The organism is Ferrimonas sediminicola, from assembly GCF_005116715.1.
Lineage (GTDB): Bacteria > Pseudomonadota > Gammaproteobacteria > Enterobacterales > Shewanellaceae > Ferrimonas > Ferrimonas sediminicola.
On record NZ_SWCI01000002.1, the window covers coordinates 89,578 to 108,342 of the forward strand.

The 18,765-nt window shown below is 59.3% G+C and carries 17 protein-coding genes and 3 pseudogenes; 9 read left to right on the forward strand and 11 right to left on the reverse strand.

Annotation, left to right across the window (positions count from 1 at the left end):
- The first annotated feature begins 90 nt into the window (after positions 1-90).
- From FCL40_RS03780 to FCL40_RS03795, 4 genes are all read left to right on the forward strand, one after another.
- Positions 91-402 carry a YciI family protein gene (locus FCL40_RS03780; protein WP_136851539.1) on the forward strand — a complete coding sequence of 104 codons (312 nt, stop codon included), beginning with the start codon at positions 91-93 and terminating at the stop codon, positions 400-402.
- A gap of 383 nt (positions 403-785) precedes the next feature.
- Positions 786-1,253, forward strand: a complete 468-nt coding sequence (locus FCL40_RS03785) for a GNAT family N-acetyltransferase (protein WP_136851541.1) — start codon at positions 786-788, stop codon at positions 1,251-1,253.
- A 129-nt stretch (positions 1,254-1,382) separates the two neighbouring features.
- Positions 1,383-1,802, forward strand: a complete 420-nt coding sequence (locus FCL40_RS03790; RefSeq protein WP_136851543.1) for a GFA family protein — start codon at positions 1,383-1,385, stop codon at positions 1,800-1,802.
- A gap of 71 nt (positions 1,803-1,873) precedes the next feature.
- Positions 1,874-2,179, forward strand: a complete 306-nt coding sequence (locus FCL40_RS03795) for a hypothetical protein (RefSeq protein ID WP_136851545.1) — start codon at positions 1,874-1,876, stop codon at positions 2,177-2,179.
- Positions 2,180-2,204: 25 nt separating this feature from the next.
- On the opposite strand, the gene FCL40_RS03800 is transcribed toward FCL40_RS03795, so the two are convergent.
- Positions 2,205-2,738 carry a protein tyrosine phosphatase family protein gene (locus tag FCL40_RS03800; RefSeq protein ID WP_169306993.1) on the reverse strand — a complete coding sequence of 178 codons (534 nt, stop codon included), beginning with the start codon at positions 2,736-2,738 and terminating at the stop codon, positions 2,205-2,207.
- A gap of 183 nt (positions 2,739-2,921) precedes the next feature.
- Between FCL40_RS03800 and FCL40_RS03805 the strand changes: the two genes are divergently transcribed.
- Both FCL40_RS03805 and FCL40_RS03810 read left to right on the forward strand, forming a co-directional pair.
- Entirely contained in the window at positions 2,922-3,233 is a 312-nt protein-coding gene (locus tag FCL40_RS03805) for a hypothetical protein (protein ID WP_136851546.1), read from the forward strand.
- Positions 3,234-3,398: 165 nt separating this feature from the next.
- Positions 3,399-3,965, forward strand: a complete 567-nt coding sequence (locus tag FCL40_RS03810) for an SMI1/KNR4 family protein (RefSeq protein ID WP_136851548.1) — start codon at positions 3,399-3,401, stop codon at positions 3,963-3,965.
- Between the two features lie 263 nt (positions 3,966-4,228).
- On the opposite strand, the gene FCL40_RS03815 is transcribed toward FCL40_RS03810, so the two are convergent.
- Entirely contained in the window at positions 4,229-4,801 is a 573-nt protein-coding gene (locus FCL40_RS03815; RefSeq protein WP_136851550.1) for a LemA family protein, read from the reverse strand.
- A gap of 50 nt (positions 4,802-4,851) precedes the next feature.
- Positions 4,852-6,123 carry a DUF3137 domain-containing protein gene (locus FCL40_RS03820; RefSeq protein ID WP_136851552.1) on the reverse strand — a complete coding sequence of 424 codons (1,272 nt, stop codon included), beginning with the start codon at positions 6,121-6,123 and terminating at the stop codon, positions 4,852-4,854.
- Between the two features lie 265 nt (positions 6,124-6,388).
- Between FCL40_RS03820 and FCL40_RS03825 the strand changes: the two genes are divergently transcribed.
- Positions 6,389-7,204: an alpha/beta fold hydrolase gene (locus tag FCL40_RS03825; protein ID WP_136851554.1), complete on the forward strand. Its 816-nt coding sequence runs from the start codon at positions 6,389-6,391 to the stop codon at positions 7,202-7,204.
- Positions 7,197-7,532 (forward strand): annotated as a pseudogene (locus FCL40_RS18865) (gamma-glutamylcyclotransferase family protein). The gene FCL40_RS03825 and the pseudogene FCL40_RS18865 overlap by 8 nt, the downstream one beginning before the upstream one ends.
- A gap of 122 nt (positions 7,533-7,654) precedes the next feature.
- Here FCL40_RS18865 and FCL40_RS03835 read toward each other — a convergent pair.
- From FCL40_RS03835 to hflK, 8 genes and pseudogenes are all read right to left on the reverse strand, one after another.
- Positions 7,655-8,095: pseudogene (locus FCL40_RS03835) on the reverse strand (ISL3 family transposase).
- 40 nt (positions 8,096-8,135) lie between these two features.
- Positions 8,136-8,879: an IS21-like element helper ATPase IstB gene (gene istB / locus FCL40_RS03845; protein WP_136851557.1), complete on the reverse strand. Its 744-nt coding sequence runs from the start codon at positions 8,877-8,879 to the stop codon at positions 8,136-8,138.
- A gap of 9 nt (positions 8,880-8,888) precedes the next feature.
- Positions 8,889-10,418 (reverse strand): IS21 family transposase, encoded by a 1,530-nt coding sequence (gene istA / locus FCL40_RS03850; RefSeq protein ID WP_229360278.1) that lies wholly within the window; start codon positions 10,416-10,418, stop codon positions 8,889-8,891.
- Between the two features lie 227 nt (positions 10,419-10,645).
- Positions 10,646-11,534: pseudogene (locus tag FCL40_RS18725) on the reverse strand (ISL3 family transposase); the annotation flags it as partial.
- Positions 11,491-12,222 (reverse strand): phosphoenolpyruvate-utilizing N-terminal domain-containing protein, encoded by a 732-nt coding sequence (locus FCL40_RS03860; protein ID WP_136851563.1) that lies wholly within the window; start codon positions 12,220-12,222, stop codon positions 11,491-11,493. The gene FCL40_RS03860 and the pseudogene FCL40_RS18725, both read right to left, overlap by 44 nt.
- 77 nt (positions 12,223-12,299) lie before the next feature.
- Complete coding sequence (acnA, locus tag FCL40_RS03865; protein WP_136851565.1) at positions 12,300-15,050, reverse strand: aconitate hydratase AcnA; 2,751 nt, start codon at positions 15,048-15,050, stop codon at positions 12,300-12,302.
- A gap of 70 nt (positions 15,051-15,120) precedes the next feature.
- Complete coding sequence (hflC, locus tag FCL40_RS03870; RefSeq protein ID WP_136851567.1) at positions 15,121-16,125, reverse strand: protease modulator HflC; 1,005 nt, start codon at positions 16,123-16,125, stop codon at positions 15,121-15,123.
- Positions 16,122-17,201 carry an FtsH protease activity modulator HflK gene (hflK, locus tag FCL40_RS03875; RefSeq protein WP_136851569.1) on the reverse strand — a complete coding sequence of 360 codons (1,080 nt, stop codon included), beginning with the start codon at positions 17,199-17,201 and terminating at the stop codon, positions 16,122-16,124. Before hflK ends, hflC begins: the two co-directional genes overlap by 4 nt.
- A 314-nt stretch (positions 17,202-17,515) precedes the next feature.
- Between hflK and FCL40_RS03880 the strand changes: the two genes are divergently transcribed.
- Positions 17,516-18,244: a Crp/Fnr family transcriptional regulator gene (locus FCL40_RS03880; protein WP_136851571.1), complete on the forward strand. Its 729-nt coding sequence runs from the start codon at positions 17,516-17,518 to the stop codon at positions 18,242-18,244.
- Positions 18,245-18,765: the final 521 nt, after the last annotated feature.

Here is an 18,765-nt window from a genome sequence, read left to right on the forward strand (position 1 = left end):
ACAGGGGAATCCTGGCCGTTTCCCAGGGAAATTGAGTCGGCCCCCAAGGTCACATACACTGGGGTGACACAAGGTGCGAAAGGAGGCGTGATGAACCAGTTTTTATATAAGTTGAGGCCACTTAGACCAGAGATGCTCAGCCAGGGACCGACGCCACAGGAAGCGGGGGCGGTCGAGGCTCACTTTGCCTACCTGAGCCGGCTCAAGGATGAGGGTAGGGTGGCCATGGCCGGACGCACCCTGACCGAGGATGAGCACAGCTTTGGTGTCGTGGTGCTGCTGGCCGACAGCCAGGAGCAGGCGCACAACCTGATGGAGTGCGATCCGGCCGTCTCGGAAGGGGTTATGAGCGCCGAACTCTACCCCTTCCGGGTGGCGCTGTGGGGGCAGGACCCACGTTAGCCCGGGCCGGCATCGCCACCAACCGGGCGCAGCTGAGCAGGGTAAGCCAGATCATCATCGGCTTCGAGATCCCGATTGAGGCAGAGTCCTGTGAGGGTGCCCCTTTAAACCCACCGGAACTGAGTGTAAGATTTTCGTCCTTAAAAAACAGCAAGATACTGGCGTTGGTGAGCTCAAACGGCCATAAATGAATTGTGGCGATACGAAGGTCGTATTCCGGTTTGCCGTCAACAAGCAGAAGTCTGTAACGGCGCTCTGCCGTGAAGCCAAGGAGCCGCCGACGTTTCCGGGCTTATCCCCATCCCGTACCATCCGTAAGCGACTGAGGTCACAGAGCAACGATGGATGATTTGCCCTGTCAGGGATCGGAAATCAGGAGCAAGATGAATATTCATATCAGGGTGGCAACGACCGATGATGCTAAGGCAATCAGCCGGTTGATCCAGCCTTTGACGAGAAAGCATGTCTGTCCGACCTGCGATGAGTCGGTGCATGATGCCTTGTTGGCGTCGATGTCGCCGCAGAGTATGGCGTCATACCTGTCGAGCAACCATTTTTATGTGGTGGCGGCGACCCACGACAATGAGATCGTTGGTGTTGCCGGTATACGCGATTATGAGCACCTGTATCATCTGTTTGTCGATGACCGCTTTCAAGGTCAGGGATTGTCACGCAGGCTTTGGGACGAGGTTAAGGCGGCGTCGTTACACCATGGCAATGGTGGGCGATTCACCGTCAACTCGGCACTCAATGCCGAGCGGATCTATCGGCATTTCGGCTTTCAGCCCAGGGGAGGCGTAAGGGATCGCCAGGGGATGAGAGATATTCCGATGGTGCTGGTGGAGGGCTAAGGCGATGGTAGGGCATGGGCAACCGCAGGCTATCCAGCAGAGCGTCGGCAGCCGGGAGCTCAGGCCGGCACTGAAACAGGGCGCGCTCACCCAACCGGGTGTGGCGTCAGATCGAGACGGGAGGCGGCAATGAAACCACGGCATAAGGGGTCCTGCCTGTGCGGCAAGGTGCACTATGAAATTACCGGCGAGTGTCAGTCGCTGTACCTATGTCATTGCCATCGTTGCCAGAAGGGGAGTGGCTCCGTGCACGGAGCCAACCTGTTTGCCCAGGATGCCAGTTTAACCTGGATTCAGGGGGCAGCCTCAGTCACCACCTATCACCACCCCGGCACCCTCCATGTAAGAAGCTTCTGTCGGCACTGTGGCTCGGCGCTTCCGTCGGTGGATGACCGCTCGGGTTGGGTCACCGTGCCCGCCGGCAGTCTCGACACGCCAGTGCCGATTTCGGTGACGGCAAAGATCTTCACCGCCAGCCGCGGCGAGTGGGTAAAGAGCGCGGATGAGGCGCCCAGCTTCGACGCTCTTCCCCAATCGGAGGGGCAGTGATCAGCCATTGTCGGCCCAACCGTGGTGCCGGACGAGCGCGATGGGAACCGTAGTTTGTAGAAGGAGAGTGGATGAGTTGGGTGTGTAAAGGCTGTCAGGCCACCATCGATGACGACGAGTTTGAGGTGTGCTGGAACTGCAGTTGTCCCAAAGGACAGAGTAAACCGGAGCAACAGAGCCGGGGCAGGGCACTGGAGTGCCTGCGCTGTGAGGTTCCGTTGAAATTCGTCGGCACCAAGAACTTCCACGAGGGCACCAGTTGGGGCGCCCTGGGGGAGTTGGGTGAGCTGTTCGTGAACAAGGAGAGCCTGGAGATGTACGCCTGTCGGCGCTGCGGCAAGGTGGAACTCTTCCTGAGCAACTTGCAAGGCGACTGAGTAGAATCACCGAATGTACTGGGCCCTAGCGGGCCCTTTTGGCCTCTTCGATCAGCTTGTGCCACTGGGGATAGGTCTTGAACCCCTCCTCCAAGTCGCCCCACGGGGCCATCGCCTTGCGCTGCAGGGTGTCGCTGTCGCTGGCGCCGGTGTGCAGCAGGTAGAGGTAGTAAAACGCCGATGCCCGGTAGTTGGCGGCGCAGTGGATCAGCACATCCTTATCCTGGTTGGCATCCATCACCGCCAGGAAGCGTGCCAGGTCCTCGTTGCTGGGCGCGTTCCAATCGACCCCGATGTGGGCATAGCTCATGCCCGCCGCCGCCACCAGCTCGGCTTCGTTGGCCAGGCCGCTGGCATTGCCCGCCGGGATCAAATTGATCACCAGATCCACCCCGGACGCCTTCAGCCTGGGGAACTGCTCGGCAGACGGTTGGCCAGCGGTGATCACCCGACTGGAGGCAAACTGCACCGCCTTGATCTCCTCCAGCCCCCTGGGTTGGATGGCGGCTTGAACCTGGCCGCCCATCAGCAGCAACAGCAGTAGCACTCGGTTGATCATCGTTGTCTCTCCCTGAATCTCTTGTCATTACATCATCATAGTATGACCGTCTGACTGCAACTGTGCCTGGCCTGAGCACCCGGCGTTGCGGCGGCGATCTGGCCAACTGTCACGCCTTTCCTTGAGCTTCATTCGCCAGTTCTGATAGGGTTTGCTCCTCTGAGTTGAAACTGGATCAGTCGTATGAAACATCTACCCGCCGCCATCGCGGCCCCGCTGTTGGCACTGGCACTGCAGGCTCCGGCCTTCGCCAAACACCACAACCAGGACGGGCTGCCACCCGGGTTGCAGAAAAAGGCGGCGCGGGGCCAGAGTCTGCCTCCGGGCTGGCAGAAGAAGCTGTCTGTCGGGCAGATGATCGACGATGATCTCTACCGCCACGGCCGGGTGATCGCCCGGGACGATAAGGGGCTGGTGACCGTGAGCATCGAGGGGAAGCTGGTGCGCATCATTGAAGATACCAGAGAGATTGTAAAGGTACTCGGCAATCTGTAGCCGTCTGCTAAAGGGGGACTCCCTGTTGCCTTGGCCAGGCGCCAACCTCGGTGTATTCCATTGGCGCCTAGCGGCGATAGAAACAATTCATAATGGCCGGGTCGTCCGGGCAAATTGGGCTGTGGTAGTCTGCGACAATCTCGAACCTGCCCTGTACCACGCCCCATGAAGCTGTTTACCGACAACCGCAAGCTCTCCATCCTCCACAAAGGGGAGGAGCTGGTGGCCCCGGACTCCAAGCTGAGTCAGATCTCCTTTGCGCCGCTGAAGTCGCCGCTGGATCGCCAGGTGCTGTACCACCTGGAGACGAGCCTGGGGATCCGCTACCCCCAGTTGATCATCGATTTCCTGGAGCAGTGCGGCGGCTACGAAGCCAGTACCCGCTATGTCTATCCCAGCGCCCTGGGCAAGGCGTTCAAACCCATCGGAGTGGAGTTGCGCTGTCCGGACCGGCGTTGGTTTTTCGATCTCTCCTGCTTCCAGCTGCCGGAGCCCGATCCCTTCGCCACCCTGTCCGCCGCCCTCCCGCCAGACTTCGTGCAGCAGAACGAGACGCTGCTGCGCAAGCTGGTGCCCCTGGCCTGGGACAACGGCTTCCTGCTGTGTCTGGACTTCAGCCGCAACCCCGGCGAGCCCGCCATCGCCTTCATCGATCCCAAGACCCCGGTGATCCACCCCATGTTCCTCAACTTCATCGATTTTGTGCTGAGGATCGGCTACCTGGAGGCCTAAAAAGGGCTGTGCCTGAGTCAGCCGTTGAAGTTAGGCGATGCCCTGGTTTAACCGGGCTCGCCCATCTAGTGAGGCACTCAAGCATGACTGGGAACTTGGTGCTCTATTCATCAGACCTTGGACCCTGACGTTCGTCAGGGTGTCGATTGTGACTGTGGTGCAGGGAGCGCCTGCTAGCCAGGTTGGTTGATGAGCAACAGCCAGTTAAGACGCAGCCCCAAAAAGCCCGGCACAGCCGGGCTTTCTGTTTGCCATGTTGAGGATTACAGGTTGGGCTTGTAGTCAAACCCTGCCTGTGCCTCGGCGTCGCTGAAGCTGTTGATGGATTGCTTGCGGTTGAACATGGCATTGACCAGTGAGCCTGGGAACATCTGGATGCCGTTATTGAACTCTTCAACGTTGCGGTTGAAGATGCGGATCGCCGCACCCACCTGCTCCTGCTGTTCGGAGATCTCCGCCATCACCTTGAGGTAGGTGTCAGAGGACTTGAGGTCCGGATAGGCTTCCACGGCCAGCTTCAGCCCCTGAAGCAGTCCGGCGGTGTGCTTCTCGGCCAGGGCCAGCTTAGCGGCATCGACGCCCCCTTGGCTGAGATCGCTGATGGCGCTGCGCAGCTTGGTTACTTCGGTGAACACCGAGGCTTCGTGCAGCTTGTACTGCTCCACCATCTTTTCCACGTGAGGGATGATCTTGTTTTTCTGACGCTCCTGAGTTAGCACCGAGGCCCAGGCTCGATCTACGGCGTTGTGGCGACCCACGATGCCGTTGTAGATGACGATCACTACCACCACAAGCAGCAGCGGCAGGGCGAGTAGAATAAGGCTTGTTTCGTTCATGTCGGTTTCTCTTGTTGTCACCTGGCGCTGGCCCGGGGTGCGGGACAGGATCAGGCAAAGTTGTTGTCGCTCAATCGCATCAGGTTGTGGACCATCTCTAGCAGGGTATCCAGCTTCTCCAGCTTGGCGTGGCCGGCGATCTCCTCTTTAAAGGCGTCCGGCTGGTCCAGGCCATGACGGCGCTCCAGCTTCAGCAGGTCCTTGTCGTCAAAGGCGATACACATCTTGCCCTTGTCGGTGATCTCGATCACCGGCTGACGGAAGCGGCTGCCAAACTCGGTCAGAAGCTCTACCACGGCCGGAGTCAGCAGGCGGGCAGCCTCCATCTGATCCCTGGCGCGTACCTTGAAAGCGCGGTTGAAGGCGTTGGAAGCGCTGGTGTACTTGTCTCCATAAAAGCGGAGTCTTGAGTCACCATCCAGGGACACCCCCTTGGCAAAGGGGAACGCCAGCAGCACCCCGTAACGATCGTAGTGATCATAGCGGGTGCGGGTCCTGGTCTTGCCGTCGGAGTCGGTGTAGGTTTCGGTTCGTTTATCCACGTAGTGGAAATGGTACAACTGATAGCCAAAGTCATGTACCTCCCCGGTGCAGTCACCGCTATAGAGGGCGCGGATCTCCCGGCTGTAGTTGCCCCGGTCAAAATCGCGAAACAGCCTTCCCAGCTGCCGGGCCTTGCCGGTGGCATCGACCCTCTCTTGCAGCAGGTTATTGTTGAACAGGATGTCCAGGTGCTGGATGCGATCGGAAACCGGGTCGCGCCAGTGCTTGCGTTTTCTCAACCACAGATACAGGCCCACCCCGAGGAGGAGGGCGCCGAAGCTGATCTCCAGTCCAAAGTACACCTGGCCTCCCAGGGTCAGCAACATCAACAGGTTACCTAGTGTGAACCAGTAGGCCATCTGCCAGGGGGGCAGTTGGGCTAACAGCCCGACGACGACGGCGATCAGTGCCGGCACCACCCAGGAGCGGTTCAGCAGGCCGGGCAGGGTAGGCAGCTTGCCGTGGTTGTGAAAGTGGCGGCCGACGGCAAAGGCGACCATCGCGGGCACCCAGTACACCGAGCTGTCCACCAGGGCATAGGGTACGATAGCGAGGGAGCTGTAACGGTTGCCCATGGCGTGGTTGATGACGGCGCCGAGGACGGCGATGCCCATCAGTAGCCACATCATGGCGCGGGCCAGCTTGTCGTTGTAATCCAGCGGACCCGGATGGTTCTGAACGGAGGTGATCACCTGGATCAGCTGATCCTGGCTGGTGGCCGCTTCCACATCGGCCTTGATACGGTCGATATTGGCGGTTACCTGCTTGTTGTGGCTCATGAAACTCCTTCTGTCTTGCTTCGGAGTGGCGGTGTGCGGATATATTGCTTTGAAGAGGCGATAATAATACCTAAAAACCACTGAAACTAAACAAGAAATGTAATTGACTGCCGCAGTGATGGGGTGAGGGTCACCGCCGTTCGGCCATCGCCGAAAAAGCCGTCAGTCGGCTACATTGGGTGAAACCGCCGGATGAAATCGGCCCCATCCTTGGAGTAGAGTGGGGCCCACAACAACCCTACACTCCAGACACCGGGAGATTGTCATGAAATCCATCACTATCCAGGGGAGCGAACTGAGCTTCCAGGATCGGGGAGAGGGTCCTGTCCTGCTCTTCGGCCACAGCTACCTGTGGGACGCCGCCATGTGGGCCCCCCAGATCGAGGCCCTGAGTCGCCACTACCGCTGCATTGTGCCCGATCTCTGGGGCCATGGCGCGTCAGGGCCGCTGCCCGCCGACACCCGCAACCTCAAGGGGATTGCCAAGGATATGCTGGCGCTGATGGACGCCCTGGAGGTGGAGCGCTTCTCGGTGGTGGGCCTGTCCGTTGGCGGCATGTGGGCCACCGAGCTGGTGCAACTGGCGCCCGCCAGGGTCGAGAGCCTGGTGCTGATGGACACCTTCGTCGGCCTGGAGCCAGAGGTGACCCACAGCAAGTACTTCGCCATGCTGGCGGCCATCGAGCAGGCCAGACAGGTGCCGGCGCCGCTGCTGGAGCAGATCGTGCCGCTGTTTTTCGCCACCGACGTGACAGAACGTCATCCTGAACTGGCACAGGGGTTCCGTGATCGCCTGGCCAGCCTGCCCGAGTCCCGCATAGACGACACCGTTCGTCTGGGACGGATCATCTTCGGTCGCCGCGATCAGGTGGAAGAGCTGGCCAAGCTAGCGCTGCCGGTGCTGATCATGGTGGGCCAGGAGGACAGGGCTCGCACCGCGCTGGAGAGCTATCTGATGCTGGATGAGATCACCGGCGCCGAGATGGTGGAGATCCCCCAGGCGGGTCACATCTCCACCCTGGAGAATCCCGAGTTCGTCAACCGTCACCTGTTGGCGTTTCTCGAGCGAGTGTATGGCTGAGCAGAAACTCTTTGTCTATGGCACCCTGGGACCGGGGCGTCCCAATGAACACATCCTTAACGCGGTTGGCGGCAGCTGGCAAGCCGGTTCCATTCGCGGCATCCTGCGCCAGGGAGTGTGGGGCGCCGCCATGGGCTATCCCGGCATCACCCTGAATGATGATGGAGACAAGGTTAAAGGCTTTGTCTTCAGCTCAGAAAACCTGTAGGCCCACTGGGCCGAACTGGATGAGGTTGAAGGGCAGGGCTATCAGCGCACTCAAACCCAGGCCATTCTGGAGAATGGCCAAACCGTCGAGGTGTATGTTTACGCCCTGGCCAATCCCTGATCGAGCCTTTACCCGCCTTACTGTCTTTATGCTGCAATGGCGCCCAACGGCTGGTTGGGCGCCAATACCGGTCGTTCACGCTTTCAATGACTCTTACCCCTTGAACCGCACATACAAAAGGTTCATCGCGTATCTCCGGGAAAAGCAGCTCGGATCTTCAAGAAGAAGTAGCTGCTATCCCGGAACCCGTAAGCCATACGTTTTATCACCTTAATCTTGTTGTTCATTCCCTCGAGCCGACAGGTATGTAACCGGTACACCGCTGATGAAGTGATGCCTGCAAGGTAAGGTTTGAGTTTAAGAGCGAAGTCCAACAGTGGCTTGATGCCACTCTCCTGAACTTGTTGCCACCATAGCTGCCACTGATTCTGAGCAACCTCGCGGCTTTCTGCCTACCAGAGCTCCTTCAACTGCTCTCTCATCAAGTGCACCACCATCAGTTCTCGGTTCTCTGCCAGCAGTTCCTCCAAGTAGGACTGCTGTTTATCAGTCATGTTTTCCCGGTTCTTCAGCAACACCCAGCTGCGTATTCCGGTGATTCCGATCAGTGATTCCGGAGTTATCCGATCACCCTAATGGCGTCTCTAAGCGCATACTGTATTTCTAAGCTAAGTGATCGGATTGCTCCAGTTTTCGCATCGATTCTCCTTTGAGTTCCAGTCGGTGGCTGTGGTGCAGTAGTCGATCCAATAACGCATCGGCTACCGTGGCGTTTGAGATCATCTGATACCACTCGCTGATCGGCAGTTGGCTGGCGATCACCGTGCTCCCGCGTCGGTAGCGCTCCTCCATCACCTCCAGTAGATCACTGGCCTGGCGACCAGTCAGCTTTTCGAGTCCCCAGTCATCCAAAATCAGCAGCTCCTTCTTGCTGAGTTGGGTCAGTTGCTGGTTGTAGCTACCGTCGGCATGCCCTGCGACAAGATCGCCGAGCAAACGGGGCAGCCGGTAGTAACCCACCCGCCGATGCTGTTGACAGGCCTGCTCCCCAAGGGCACAAGCCACGTAGGTTTTGCCACTTCCGGTTGGGCCGGTGATCAGGACATTGCGTGATTGGTGTAGGTACTGGCCATTCAGCAACTCCGCCATCTGCTTCCGCGATAGCCCTCGCTCAACTCGGTAGTCCAGTTGGCTGGCCTGAGCTTGCAACCGTAGCTTGGCTTGCTTCCTAAGCCGGTTGACCCGGTTGCTTTCTCGGTGGTCTAGCTCATGTTGCAGCAGCAAGGTGAGCCGCTCACAGAAGTCCATCTCCAGATAGGTGCCTGGCTGGGCCTGTTGTTGTTCCAGAGCCTGAGCAAGATGGCTGAGTCGCAGTTGACGCAGTTGTTCATAGACGGCTTGAGTCATAGCTCCTCCTCAGTTGAAGTAGCCGGGGCCACGTAAGTTGGTGTGGGCCGGTGGCTCATTGTCGAGCGGCAACTCGCCTTGGACTTCTCCGGGGCGTTTAAGCAGGTTTCGCACTGTCTTTAACTGAGGCCGCTCCAGCAGCAAGGCTTTCTGGCAGGCATTCTCCAGACCGGCATTACTGTATTGACGACTTAGGTTGAGTAGGCCGAGGCAGCTGCGGTAGGCCTGCTCGGGGTGGTGGCGGGCGCGTAGCAGTTGGGCGACCACTTCCCGGGTGCCTGGGCCGATATTGGCTCCCCACCCCAACAGCCGCTCCGGTGACCAACGCTGGCTTTGGTGGGACTGAGGCATGTGCTCGTCTACCGTGCTGAAGCCGCCGGGCTTGTGACTGCGGGGATGTTGAGCGATCAATTGGCCTCGGTGATAAAGTCGAACCAGCCGGGCGCTGGCTTCCAGTTCGATCGGCTCGCCCACCAGGGCGTGTGGAACTGAGTAAGCGTGCTTTTGATAGAGGATGTGATAGTCCGGTCCCACCTTGGCACGCCGGCTGTCGACGTACTCGTAGCGATAGCTAGGTAACGGCAACAAGGCAGGCTTATCCAGATGGTCGAACAACTCGCGGCGAGAGCCAGACAAGATCCGCTGTGGGCGATCGCTGAGCTCAGCGAGTAACTGCTTTAGCGCCTGATTGAGCGCCCCAAGACTATGGAAGAGCTGATTGCGCAGCCGCATCAAGATCCAGCGCTCGACGATGAGGACGGCGTTTTCGGCTTTTGCTTTATCCTTGGGTTTGTAAGGGCGAGCCGGGATCACCACGGTGTTGTAGTGTCTGGCCAGTCGAGCGTAATTCTGATTCAGCACTGGCTCGTAGCGATCGGCCTTGGTCACGGCGGCTTTCAGGTTATCCGGTACCAAGATCTGCGGCACTCCGCCGAAGAACTCAAATGCGTTGCAGTGGGCCATCAACCAGCTTTCGCTGTTTTGGCTCCGGCAGGCCTCCACGTAGGTGTAGTTCGATGCCCCTAGGGTGGCGACGAAGATCTGCGCTGGGTAGGTCTCGCCGGTTTCAGGATTCACGATCGGGACAGTGGGCCCACAGAAGTCGATGAACAGCTTCTCACCGGCCCTGTGGTGCTGGCGCATGCTGCGTTTCTGTCGGTTGATCCAGCGGCCATAGAGTTCGCAAAACTGCGAGTAGTGATAGGCGCTTTCAGGCTCATCCTGGTAGTACTCTTGCCACAGCAGCAACTTAGTCATCGCGGGGCGTTTCAGCTCCCGATGCATGGTTGGGAAATCCAGCGGCCGCTTTCCCCGCGAAGGTAAGCTCTGGGGGTAGAGTCGGCTGGATAACTGGGTATCGGTGATGCCGTCATCCAAGGGCCAACCCAGCCCGGCAGATTTACAACGAGTTAGGAGTTCAGAGACGGTCGAGGCGCCGATCTTAAGGCATCTGGCGATGTCTCGATTGCTGAGCCCCGCGCAGTATTTCAGGCGAAGTACTTCTTTTATCTGTTTCATATCGGTTCTCTTTCTTGGCACGGTCATTCCCTCTCAGCAATTTGAAATCATGCTTTGAGGTTAAATGTTGTTTTGCTTAGAAAAAGAACGCCATTCCGGAAAAGCGATCATCGATTCCGGTATTCCGATCACCGATTCCGGAGAATTGGGCTAAATCGATCGGATAAAAACGGAATCAGTGATCGGTTTGCTCCGGAATGAGTGATCGGATTGGAGCGGAATCAGTGATCGGATTCGACCGGTACATGCACCCAGCGGCCCCGTTTCACCCTCCGTCTGGCCCCCCTTATCGGCCTTGAGTTCGTTGGCCCTATCGACCCGTACCCGGTCAATCACCTCCCGACCGTACTTGGCGATGACGTGGAACAGGTCATAGACCACCTCGGCGTTGGGGCAGTGCATGGCCACCTCCAGGTCGAAGGCGGTGTTCATGTCCATGGCGACTGCTTCGATGTAGTTGCAGTGTTCCCCTAACATGGTAAAGAACGGTCGAATCGCCTCCCTGCTACGCCCTTCACCCACCCACAGTACCTGGTGGGTATCGGCGTCAGCGATGACTGTGGCGTATCGATGCCCCTTGAACAGGGCGAACTCATCCATCACTAACCGACGCACCTTCCCCCATTCTGGCTCTGTGACCACTCTCTCTAATCGTTGTTTATCGATGCCCTTTAGGGTGTGCCAGTGCAATCCGGTCAGCTTAGCGACGTGCTTAACCGGCAACAGTTCAAGAAGCTGTTCGGCGTGCCGAACCAGTCTGTCCGTCAGCCTTGAGAACCGCTTTAACCAGGGGATATGTTCAGTGACGACGCCGCAATCACCACATCGAAGTCGCCGAATGGGCAGCGACAGCGTTACTTGGTAATCGAGAATCGGCTGCTCTTTAATGGAGCGTATGCTGGTGTCATGAATTGCAGCCACCTGTTGCCCACAGCGACAGATACCATGAGCTTGGGGTGACAAGTGGATGGTCAGGTCATGTTGGTGAACTTCGGTACGGATGGGTGAAAACCCTTCCCACAAAGGGATTGGAAAGGTAAGCTTCGACATCGAAAACGGCTGGTTGGTTGTGGTTTGATTTGGCGATGAAACCTTAACCTTTCCAGCCGTTTTTGTATCCTGTTCCCGCATCCGCATCCAGCAGCGCCAGAGTAGCGTCGGGCACGGTGCTCATCAGATCCGGGATGCCTGATATGCAGGGCAGGCCAAGCTGGCGAACAAACAGGGCCGCGTGGGAACCGCTGCTGCCGTGTTCGATCAGCACGCCGGCGATGGCTCGATGGGCGAGAAAAACGGTATCTGAGGGCAGCAGTCTCGAGGCGACCAGGACGCACCCCTGGGGGATCTCATCGAGTGGGTGAACCGTAATTCCAGCGAGGGCATTGCGCAGGCGTATCGATAGATCGCGCATATCATCGCCTTTTTCCCGGGCGATCTGGGACTCCAACGACAGAAACCGGCTTTCCCAGCGCAGAAAAACCGCCTTCACCGCGCTGCTCGCGCAGAGCAGGTTGTCGACGACTTCTTTTCTCAACTCCTGTTGCAGCGACGGGTCATTGAGCATCAGGTGGTGCGCGCCAAACACCTCGGAAAGTCGCGAATCAATCTCTTTTTCCACCCGCGTCGCCAGCACCTCAAGATCACCCGAAATGCTCGCGGTTGCGAGATCAAGACGGGCCAGTTCCTGTTCGACTTGGCTCTGGTTAATGTCCACGGGCGCATCGATCAGCCCAAGCATATTATGGTGGACGTGGGTAATACCCTGCGCCAACCCTGGCGAGATCGGGGTGCCATGGATGGTGAAAGACGAACCATCGTGTTGCATAAGCTACCTGCTGTACTAAATAGAGGTTCGTGGTGCGCTTGGGCCCCAGGACACCGCCTGAAACCCTCACGCATCGATCATCGCTTTGACGATGGACTGGCGATCAGTTCACGTAACCGGCATTGCAGAATGCCTCCGTGGTGGAAGAATAGCAGCTCATCTTGGGTATCGATCCGGCAGCGGGTGGTGACGGTCCGGGGGGAGGTGTTCTCCGACAGAATCTGTACGCTGACGTCGCTTCCCGGGGTTAGCTGCGCCAAGCCTGCGATACTGATGCACTCGTGACCGGTAAGTTTCAGCGCGGCGAGAACGGTCCCCTGTTCCAGTTGCAGGGGCAGAATGCCCATGCCGATCAAATTGGAGCGGTGAATCCGCTCAAAACTCTCGGCAATTACCGCGCGTACGCCGAGCAGGCACGGTCCCTTGGCGGCCCAGTCACGGGAGGAGCCGGTGCCGTATTCCGCCCCGGCAAAAACCACCAACGGGGTTCCCAACTGGTGAAAATGCTGGGCCGCGGCAAATATGCTGACCACCTCCTGAGAGGGCACCAGCCGCGTCACCCCGCCGCGCTGCTGCGGCGTCATCCGATTCTGCAGCCGTGGATTGGCGAAGGTGCCGCGCATCATCACTTCGTGGTTGCCACGGCGACTGCCGTAAGAGTTGAACGCCGCCGGCTCGACACCGCGGCTCTGCAGGTAGGCACCGGCGGGGCTGTCCTCGGCGATGCTACCGGCCGGGGAGATATGGTCGGTGGTGACGCTGTCGCCGAGCAGGGCCAGGATCCGCGCCTCGGCGATATCGTCGACGGCGGGTGGCGTCGGTTGCAGGCCGTCAAAATAGCTGGGATGGCGCACGTAGGTGCTGTTGCTGTCCCAAGGATAGCGCTGGCTGTCGCTGATCGCCAGTTGCTGCCAGTGACGGGTGCCGGTGAATACGTCGGCGTAGCGTTGCTGAAACTGCGCTTGGTGGACATGGGCGGTGACGGTGGCGTTGACCTCCTTGGCATCCGGCCAAAGGTCGCCCAGGTACACCGGCTGGCCACTAGAATCCTGACCCAGCGGATCGCTGGACAGATCCAGATCGACCCGGCCGGCCAGGGCGTAGGCCACCACCAACGGCGGTGAGCAGAGAAAACTGGCAGTGACCTGCGGGTGAATCCGCCCCTCGAAGTTGCGGTTGCCGGACAGCACCGCGCAAACGTTGAGCCGCTGCTGGCTGATGGTGCCGGCGATGGCGGGGTCCAAAGGACCGGAGTTGCCGATGCAGGTGGTGCAGCCGTAACCCACCAGGTTGAAGCCGAGCTGATCCAGCTCCGCCTGCAAGCCAGCCGCCTGCAGATAGTCGGTCACCACCTTGGAACCGGGCGCGAGGGAGGTCTTGACCCAGGGGGAGACCCGCAGGCCGCGCCGACGGGCGTTGCGGGCCAGCAAGCCGGCGGCCATCATCACCGCGGGGTTGGAGGTATTGGTGCAGCTGGTGATCGCCGCAATCACCACCGCCCCCTCCTGCAACACATAGGGTTTACCGAGTAGGGGATAGGATCGCGCAGAACCCGGGCGCGGTGGATCCTCAAGCGGGTGTCCCTGCGCCTGACCCTGCGCTTTACCTTGAGCCTGGGCAAACTGCTGGAAGGCGGCAGCCACATCCGGCAGCGCGACCCGATCCTGAGGACGGCGCGGTCCGGCGACGCAGGGGGTGATATCAGCCAGCGCCAGCGGCAGCGTCACGCTGTAGGTGGCGGGCGGCGACTTTTCATCGTGCCAGAGCCCCTGGGCGCGGGCGTAGGCTTCCACCAGGGCGACCTGCTGCGGGTCGCGCCCGGTCAGCGTCAGGTAACGCAGGGTTTCGGCGTCGATGGGGAAGAGCCCACAGGTGGCGCCGTATTCCGGCGCCATGTTGGCGAGGGTGGCGCGATCGGGCAGGCTCAGACTGACCAGGCCGCTGCCGAAAAATTCGACGAAGCAGCCGACCACGCCCTGCTGCCGCAGCAGCTCGGTCACCCGCAGCACCAGGTCGGTGGCGGTACTACCCGGCGGCAGACGACCGCTCAGCTCGACCCCGACCACCCGCGGCAGTTGCAGGCTGATCGGCTGGCCGAGCATGGCCGCCTCCGCCTCGATGCCGCCCACGCCCCAGCCCAGGATGCCGAGCCCGTTGATCATGGTGGTATGGCTATCCATCCCCACCAGCGTGTCGGGGTAGGCCAGCTGCGCGCCATTTTCTAGCGCCCGCGTCCACACCACCCGCCCGAGGTACTCCAAGTTGACCTGGTGGCAGATGCCTGTGCCGGGGGGCACCACGCGGACGTTTTCGAACGCGGCCTGCCCCCAGCGCAGAAAAGTGTAGCGCTCGTGGTTGCGCTGCATCTCCTGGCGTACGTTCTCATCAAAGGCGCCCGCGTCGCCGGCGCGATCCACGGTGACCGAGTGGTCGATCACCAGGTCCACCGGAATCTGCGGGCTGATCCGCCCCGGATCGCCGCCGGCCTCGGCCATGGCGTCGCGCATCGCTGCCAGGTCCACCAGCGCCGGCACCCCAGTAAAGTCCTGCATCAGAATGCGCGCCGGCATAAAGCCGATCTCCTCGGTCGACTCGCCTTTTTTAAGCCAGTCGCCCAGCGCCTCGATCGAGGCCCGGGTGGTCTGCCCGCCCTGCCCGTGGCGCAGCAGGTTTTCCAGCACGACCTTCAAGGCAAAGGGCAGCCGCGACAGGTCGCCGCATTCGGCGTAGGCCGCATAGGCGGCGGGCAGTGCGTAGTAGTGGTAGGTCTCGCTACCCACCTGCAGGGGGCGTTGGAACAGGGCGGGTTGGTCCGCAGCTTGAGTCATGATGTGCTCTCCGGTGGTGGTTTGGCGGTACGGTCGATGACTGCCATCACACTCCTGAGATCGTCGGCGATCACGGCAGCGCGACCTGCGCGTTCTCCGCGGCCCCAGGGCCTTCCGGCGTTATGCCCTGCAGGTATTTGAACAGCTCGCTGTCGGTGGATAGCACCAAGGTGGTATTTTGTCCGATCACGGCTTGATAAGCCTGCAGGCTGCGGGTGAACTCGTAGAAGGCCACGGATTCTGGGCTCTGGTTATAAGCGCGGGCGTAGATTTCGGTGGCCTTGGCGTCGGCCAGGCCGCGTATCTCCTCCACCTGGCGGTAGGCTTCGGACTGGATCTTGTTCAGGTCTCGCACCCGGTCGCCGCGGATACGTGCCGCCTCACCGTTGCCCTCGGATAGAAATCGCTCGGCGATCTGGCGCCGTTCGCTGATCATCCGGTCGTAGATCTTGGGGCGCACGCTTTCGTTGTAATTGATCCGCTTGAAGCGGATATCGAGCAGCTCGATGCCGAACACCCGCACCTTGTCGGCCGCCGCCGCGAATATCTCGGCTTCCACCTGCTTGCGGCCCTTTTGGATCGCCACCCAGGTGCTGGTATCCTGCGCGCGCTCCCCGCCGCTCAGTAACGCATCACGCTGCGGCACCCTATCCTTGGTGGTGCGGATAATCTCGATCAACTCGTGCTTGGCCACCGCGTTTCGGGTCTCGCTGCCGAGGATGTCGTCCAGTCGCGACTGGGCGCTGCGCTCGTCGCGCAGTCGCAGAAAATACTGCAGCGGATCGGTGATGCGCCAACGGGCAAACAGATCCACGGAGATATAGAGCTTGTCCTTGGTGGGCATGTCCGAGGGATTGCCGTCCCATTCGAGCACCCGCTTGTCGATAGCGTTGACCACCTGAATAAACGGCAGTTTCAGCTTTAGACCGGCCTCGGTGACGGGCTCCCCCACCGGCTTGCCGAACTGGGTGATAATCACCTGCTCGACTTCACTGACGATGTAGACCGAGCTGTACAGCAGGTACCCCACCAGCGCCGTCAGCAGCAGGCTGGTGGTCGATATTATCCGGTTCATGGCTGACCTCCGCGGGGCGTTCCCAAGTTGGCAGTTCCCAGGTTAAGCAAAGGCAAAATCCCGCCCGCCTGCTGGTCGACGATCACCTTGGCCTGGATGTCGGGCAATACTGCCTGCAGGGTCTCGATATAGATGCGTCGACGGGTCACCTCCGGTGCCTTGCGATACTCGGCCAGCAGTGCACTGAAGCGTGCCGCATCGCCTTCGGCTTCGTTGATCCGCTTGAGACGGTAGCCATCGGCCTCGCGAATGCGCTGATCTTTCTCACCCTGGGCCAGTGGGATCACCTTGTTGTAGTCACGCCGCGCCTCGTTGATCAGCTTCTCTTTTTCCTGCTGTGCCTGATTGACCTCGTTGAACGAGTCCTGCACCGGCAGCGGTGGGTTGATGTTCTTCAGTTGCACCTGGTCGATGCTGATCCCCATCACGTATTTGCTGGAGAGCCGCTGCATCTTGTCCAGAGCTTCGATCTCAATGTCCTGACGCCCCACAGTGATCACCTCATCGACGGTTCGGTCGCCCACCACCTCGCGCATCACCGATTCAGACACGTAGCGCAGGGTTTCGGCGGGCTCGCGCACCTCAAACAAAAACTTAACCGGATCGGCGATGCGGTACTGCACCACCCACTCCACCAGCGCGGCGTTGAGGTCGCCGGTGACCATTTGCGTTTCGCGCTTCTTATCGCGGGAGCGGGGGCTTTGGTAGGGATCGTTGGCGCCGGGGGTGGCAAAGCCGAACTCCTGCTTCAACTGCCGCTTGACCGGCACGATGGTGGCGATATCCATCCCCAGCGGCAGCTTGAAATGCAGCCCCGGCGGTACTTCGTAGAGGTATTTGCCGAAGCGTTGCACCACCGCCACCGAATCGCTCGGCACGGTGTAGTAGGCGGTCCACATTCCCAGCCCGGAAAACACCAACACCACCAGCATGATGATGCCAGTACGGCTACCGCCTGGGAGGTGACACCCGCAGCGAGCCAACCCATCAGCGAGGATTCGATCCAGGCCAATCGCCGGTTTCTTGCTGCCACTCCAGGGATCTTTCTGATCACTGTTGCTGCTTTGGTTTGACATCCTATACTCCTCTTCTGACGCCTGATCACTCGCACGAAAGCCCCCGAACAACAAGAGAGGGGCCATCTTTATCCGCCCGAGCCTTTTCACTTTCGGGTTGAGCCGAGGCCTGTTGATAATTCGAAAGGATTTAGGCCGTTAAAGACTTAGGATATAAGCCGCCCTTGGGGGTGTCGGTGCGCTAACAAACATAAAGCGCTAATAAGAAGACGTGCTCAATAGGCTTGCCAGATGACCGATAAACACCTGTACTTGACTGATAAGCTGTTATTTGTAGCCGATGATGGCTTTCGAACGATGCTCTGGAGTGAAAAATGTCTCCTTCTCCACAACAGAACCATTTGTTGGCGTCGCTGCCCTGTGAAGTTCAGCAGCGTCTGTTTCCCTACCTTAAGCCGGTTACGCTGCCGCTCGGTAAAGTCTTGTACGAGTCGGGAGAGATTCAACATCAGGTTTTTTTTCCGACTGACGCCATCATTTCGTTGCTTAATGTGATGGAAAATGGCGCGTCTGCCGAAATTGCGGTGGTGGGTCATGAGGGCTTGATTGGAGTGAGCTTGTTTATGGGCGGTGAAAGCACCCCCAGTCGCGCCTTGGTGCAAAGTGCCGGATCCGCCCTGAAACTCTCAGCATCGCGTCTCAAGGCGGAGTTTGACCGCCACGGGGAGCTATTGCTGTTGCTGCTACGCTACACCCAGTCGTTGATCACCCAGATGGCCCAGACCGCGGTGTGCAATCGGCACCACAGCATCGATCAGCAACTGTGCCGCTGGCTGCTGTTGTCCCTGGACCGACTGCCGGGTAATCAGTTGGTTATGACTCAGGAGCTGATCGCCAATATGCTCGGCGTTCGACGCGAAGGGGTGACCGACGCTGCGGGCAAGTTACAGAAACTCGGCGTGATCGAATATCATCGCGGACACATTAGCGTGCTAGACCGCCCGCGCCTTGAAGCACTTTGCTGCGAGTGTTACGCCGTGGTTAAAAAAGAAACAGACCGATTATTGCCCTGGCACCCTAACAATCTAACGACGGGTAATTAACGGCTTGGTAGTGCAATGGTCAGGGCTCCAGATGCCTCTGTATGGGTTGGTGGGTGGGCAATCTGTGTAAATCTGCAAGCCATCCCTTTGGGGCTCGCCCGGTGGCCGCCACTGTCATATGAGCAAGCGGCGGCGCTGACCAAGGGCTTTCACTTACCTTCTCGTTCATCCCTGTCAGGCGCAGTCTGTGCCGATGACCTTGGTGCTGGCTCCTGCTGAGGCCCATGCTCTTCGGCAACCTTGCTTCCTTTTCTGGCCGGTTGACCTTTATGGCTAAATACCCTCGAGTCGTCAGCCGCAGGGGCCTCACGGGTGGTTGTTTTCTGTTCGCGTGGCGTTTTCATATAAACCTCTGAGTAATCCCGCAACTCGCGATATTGCGTGCTACGGGGATAGTTACTATGTCAGCAATACTCCGAAGTGTCGGATGGTGTTTTCCAACTTGCTATGCCCCAGGAGCAGGGCAAGATCATGAACGTTTCTTATCCAATTTCTATGTGTGATTGACCGGCTGGCCGCTC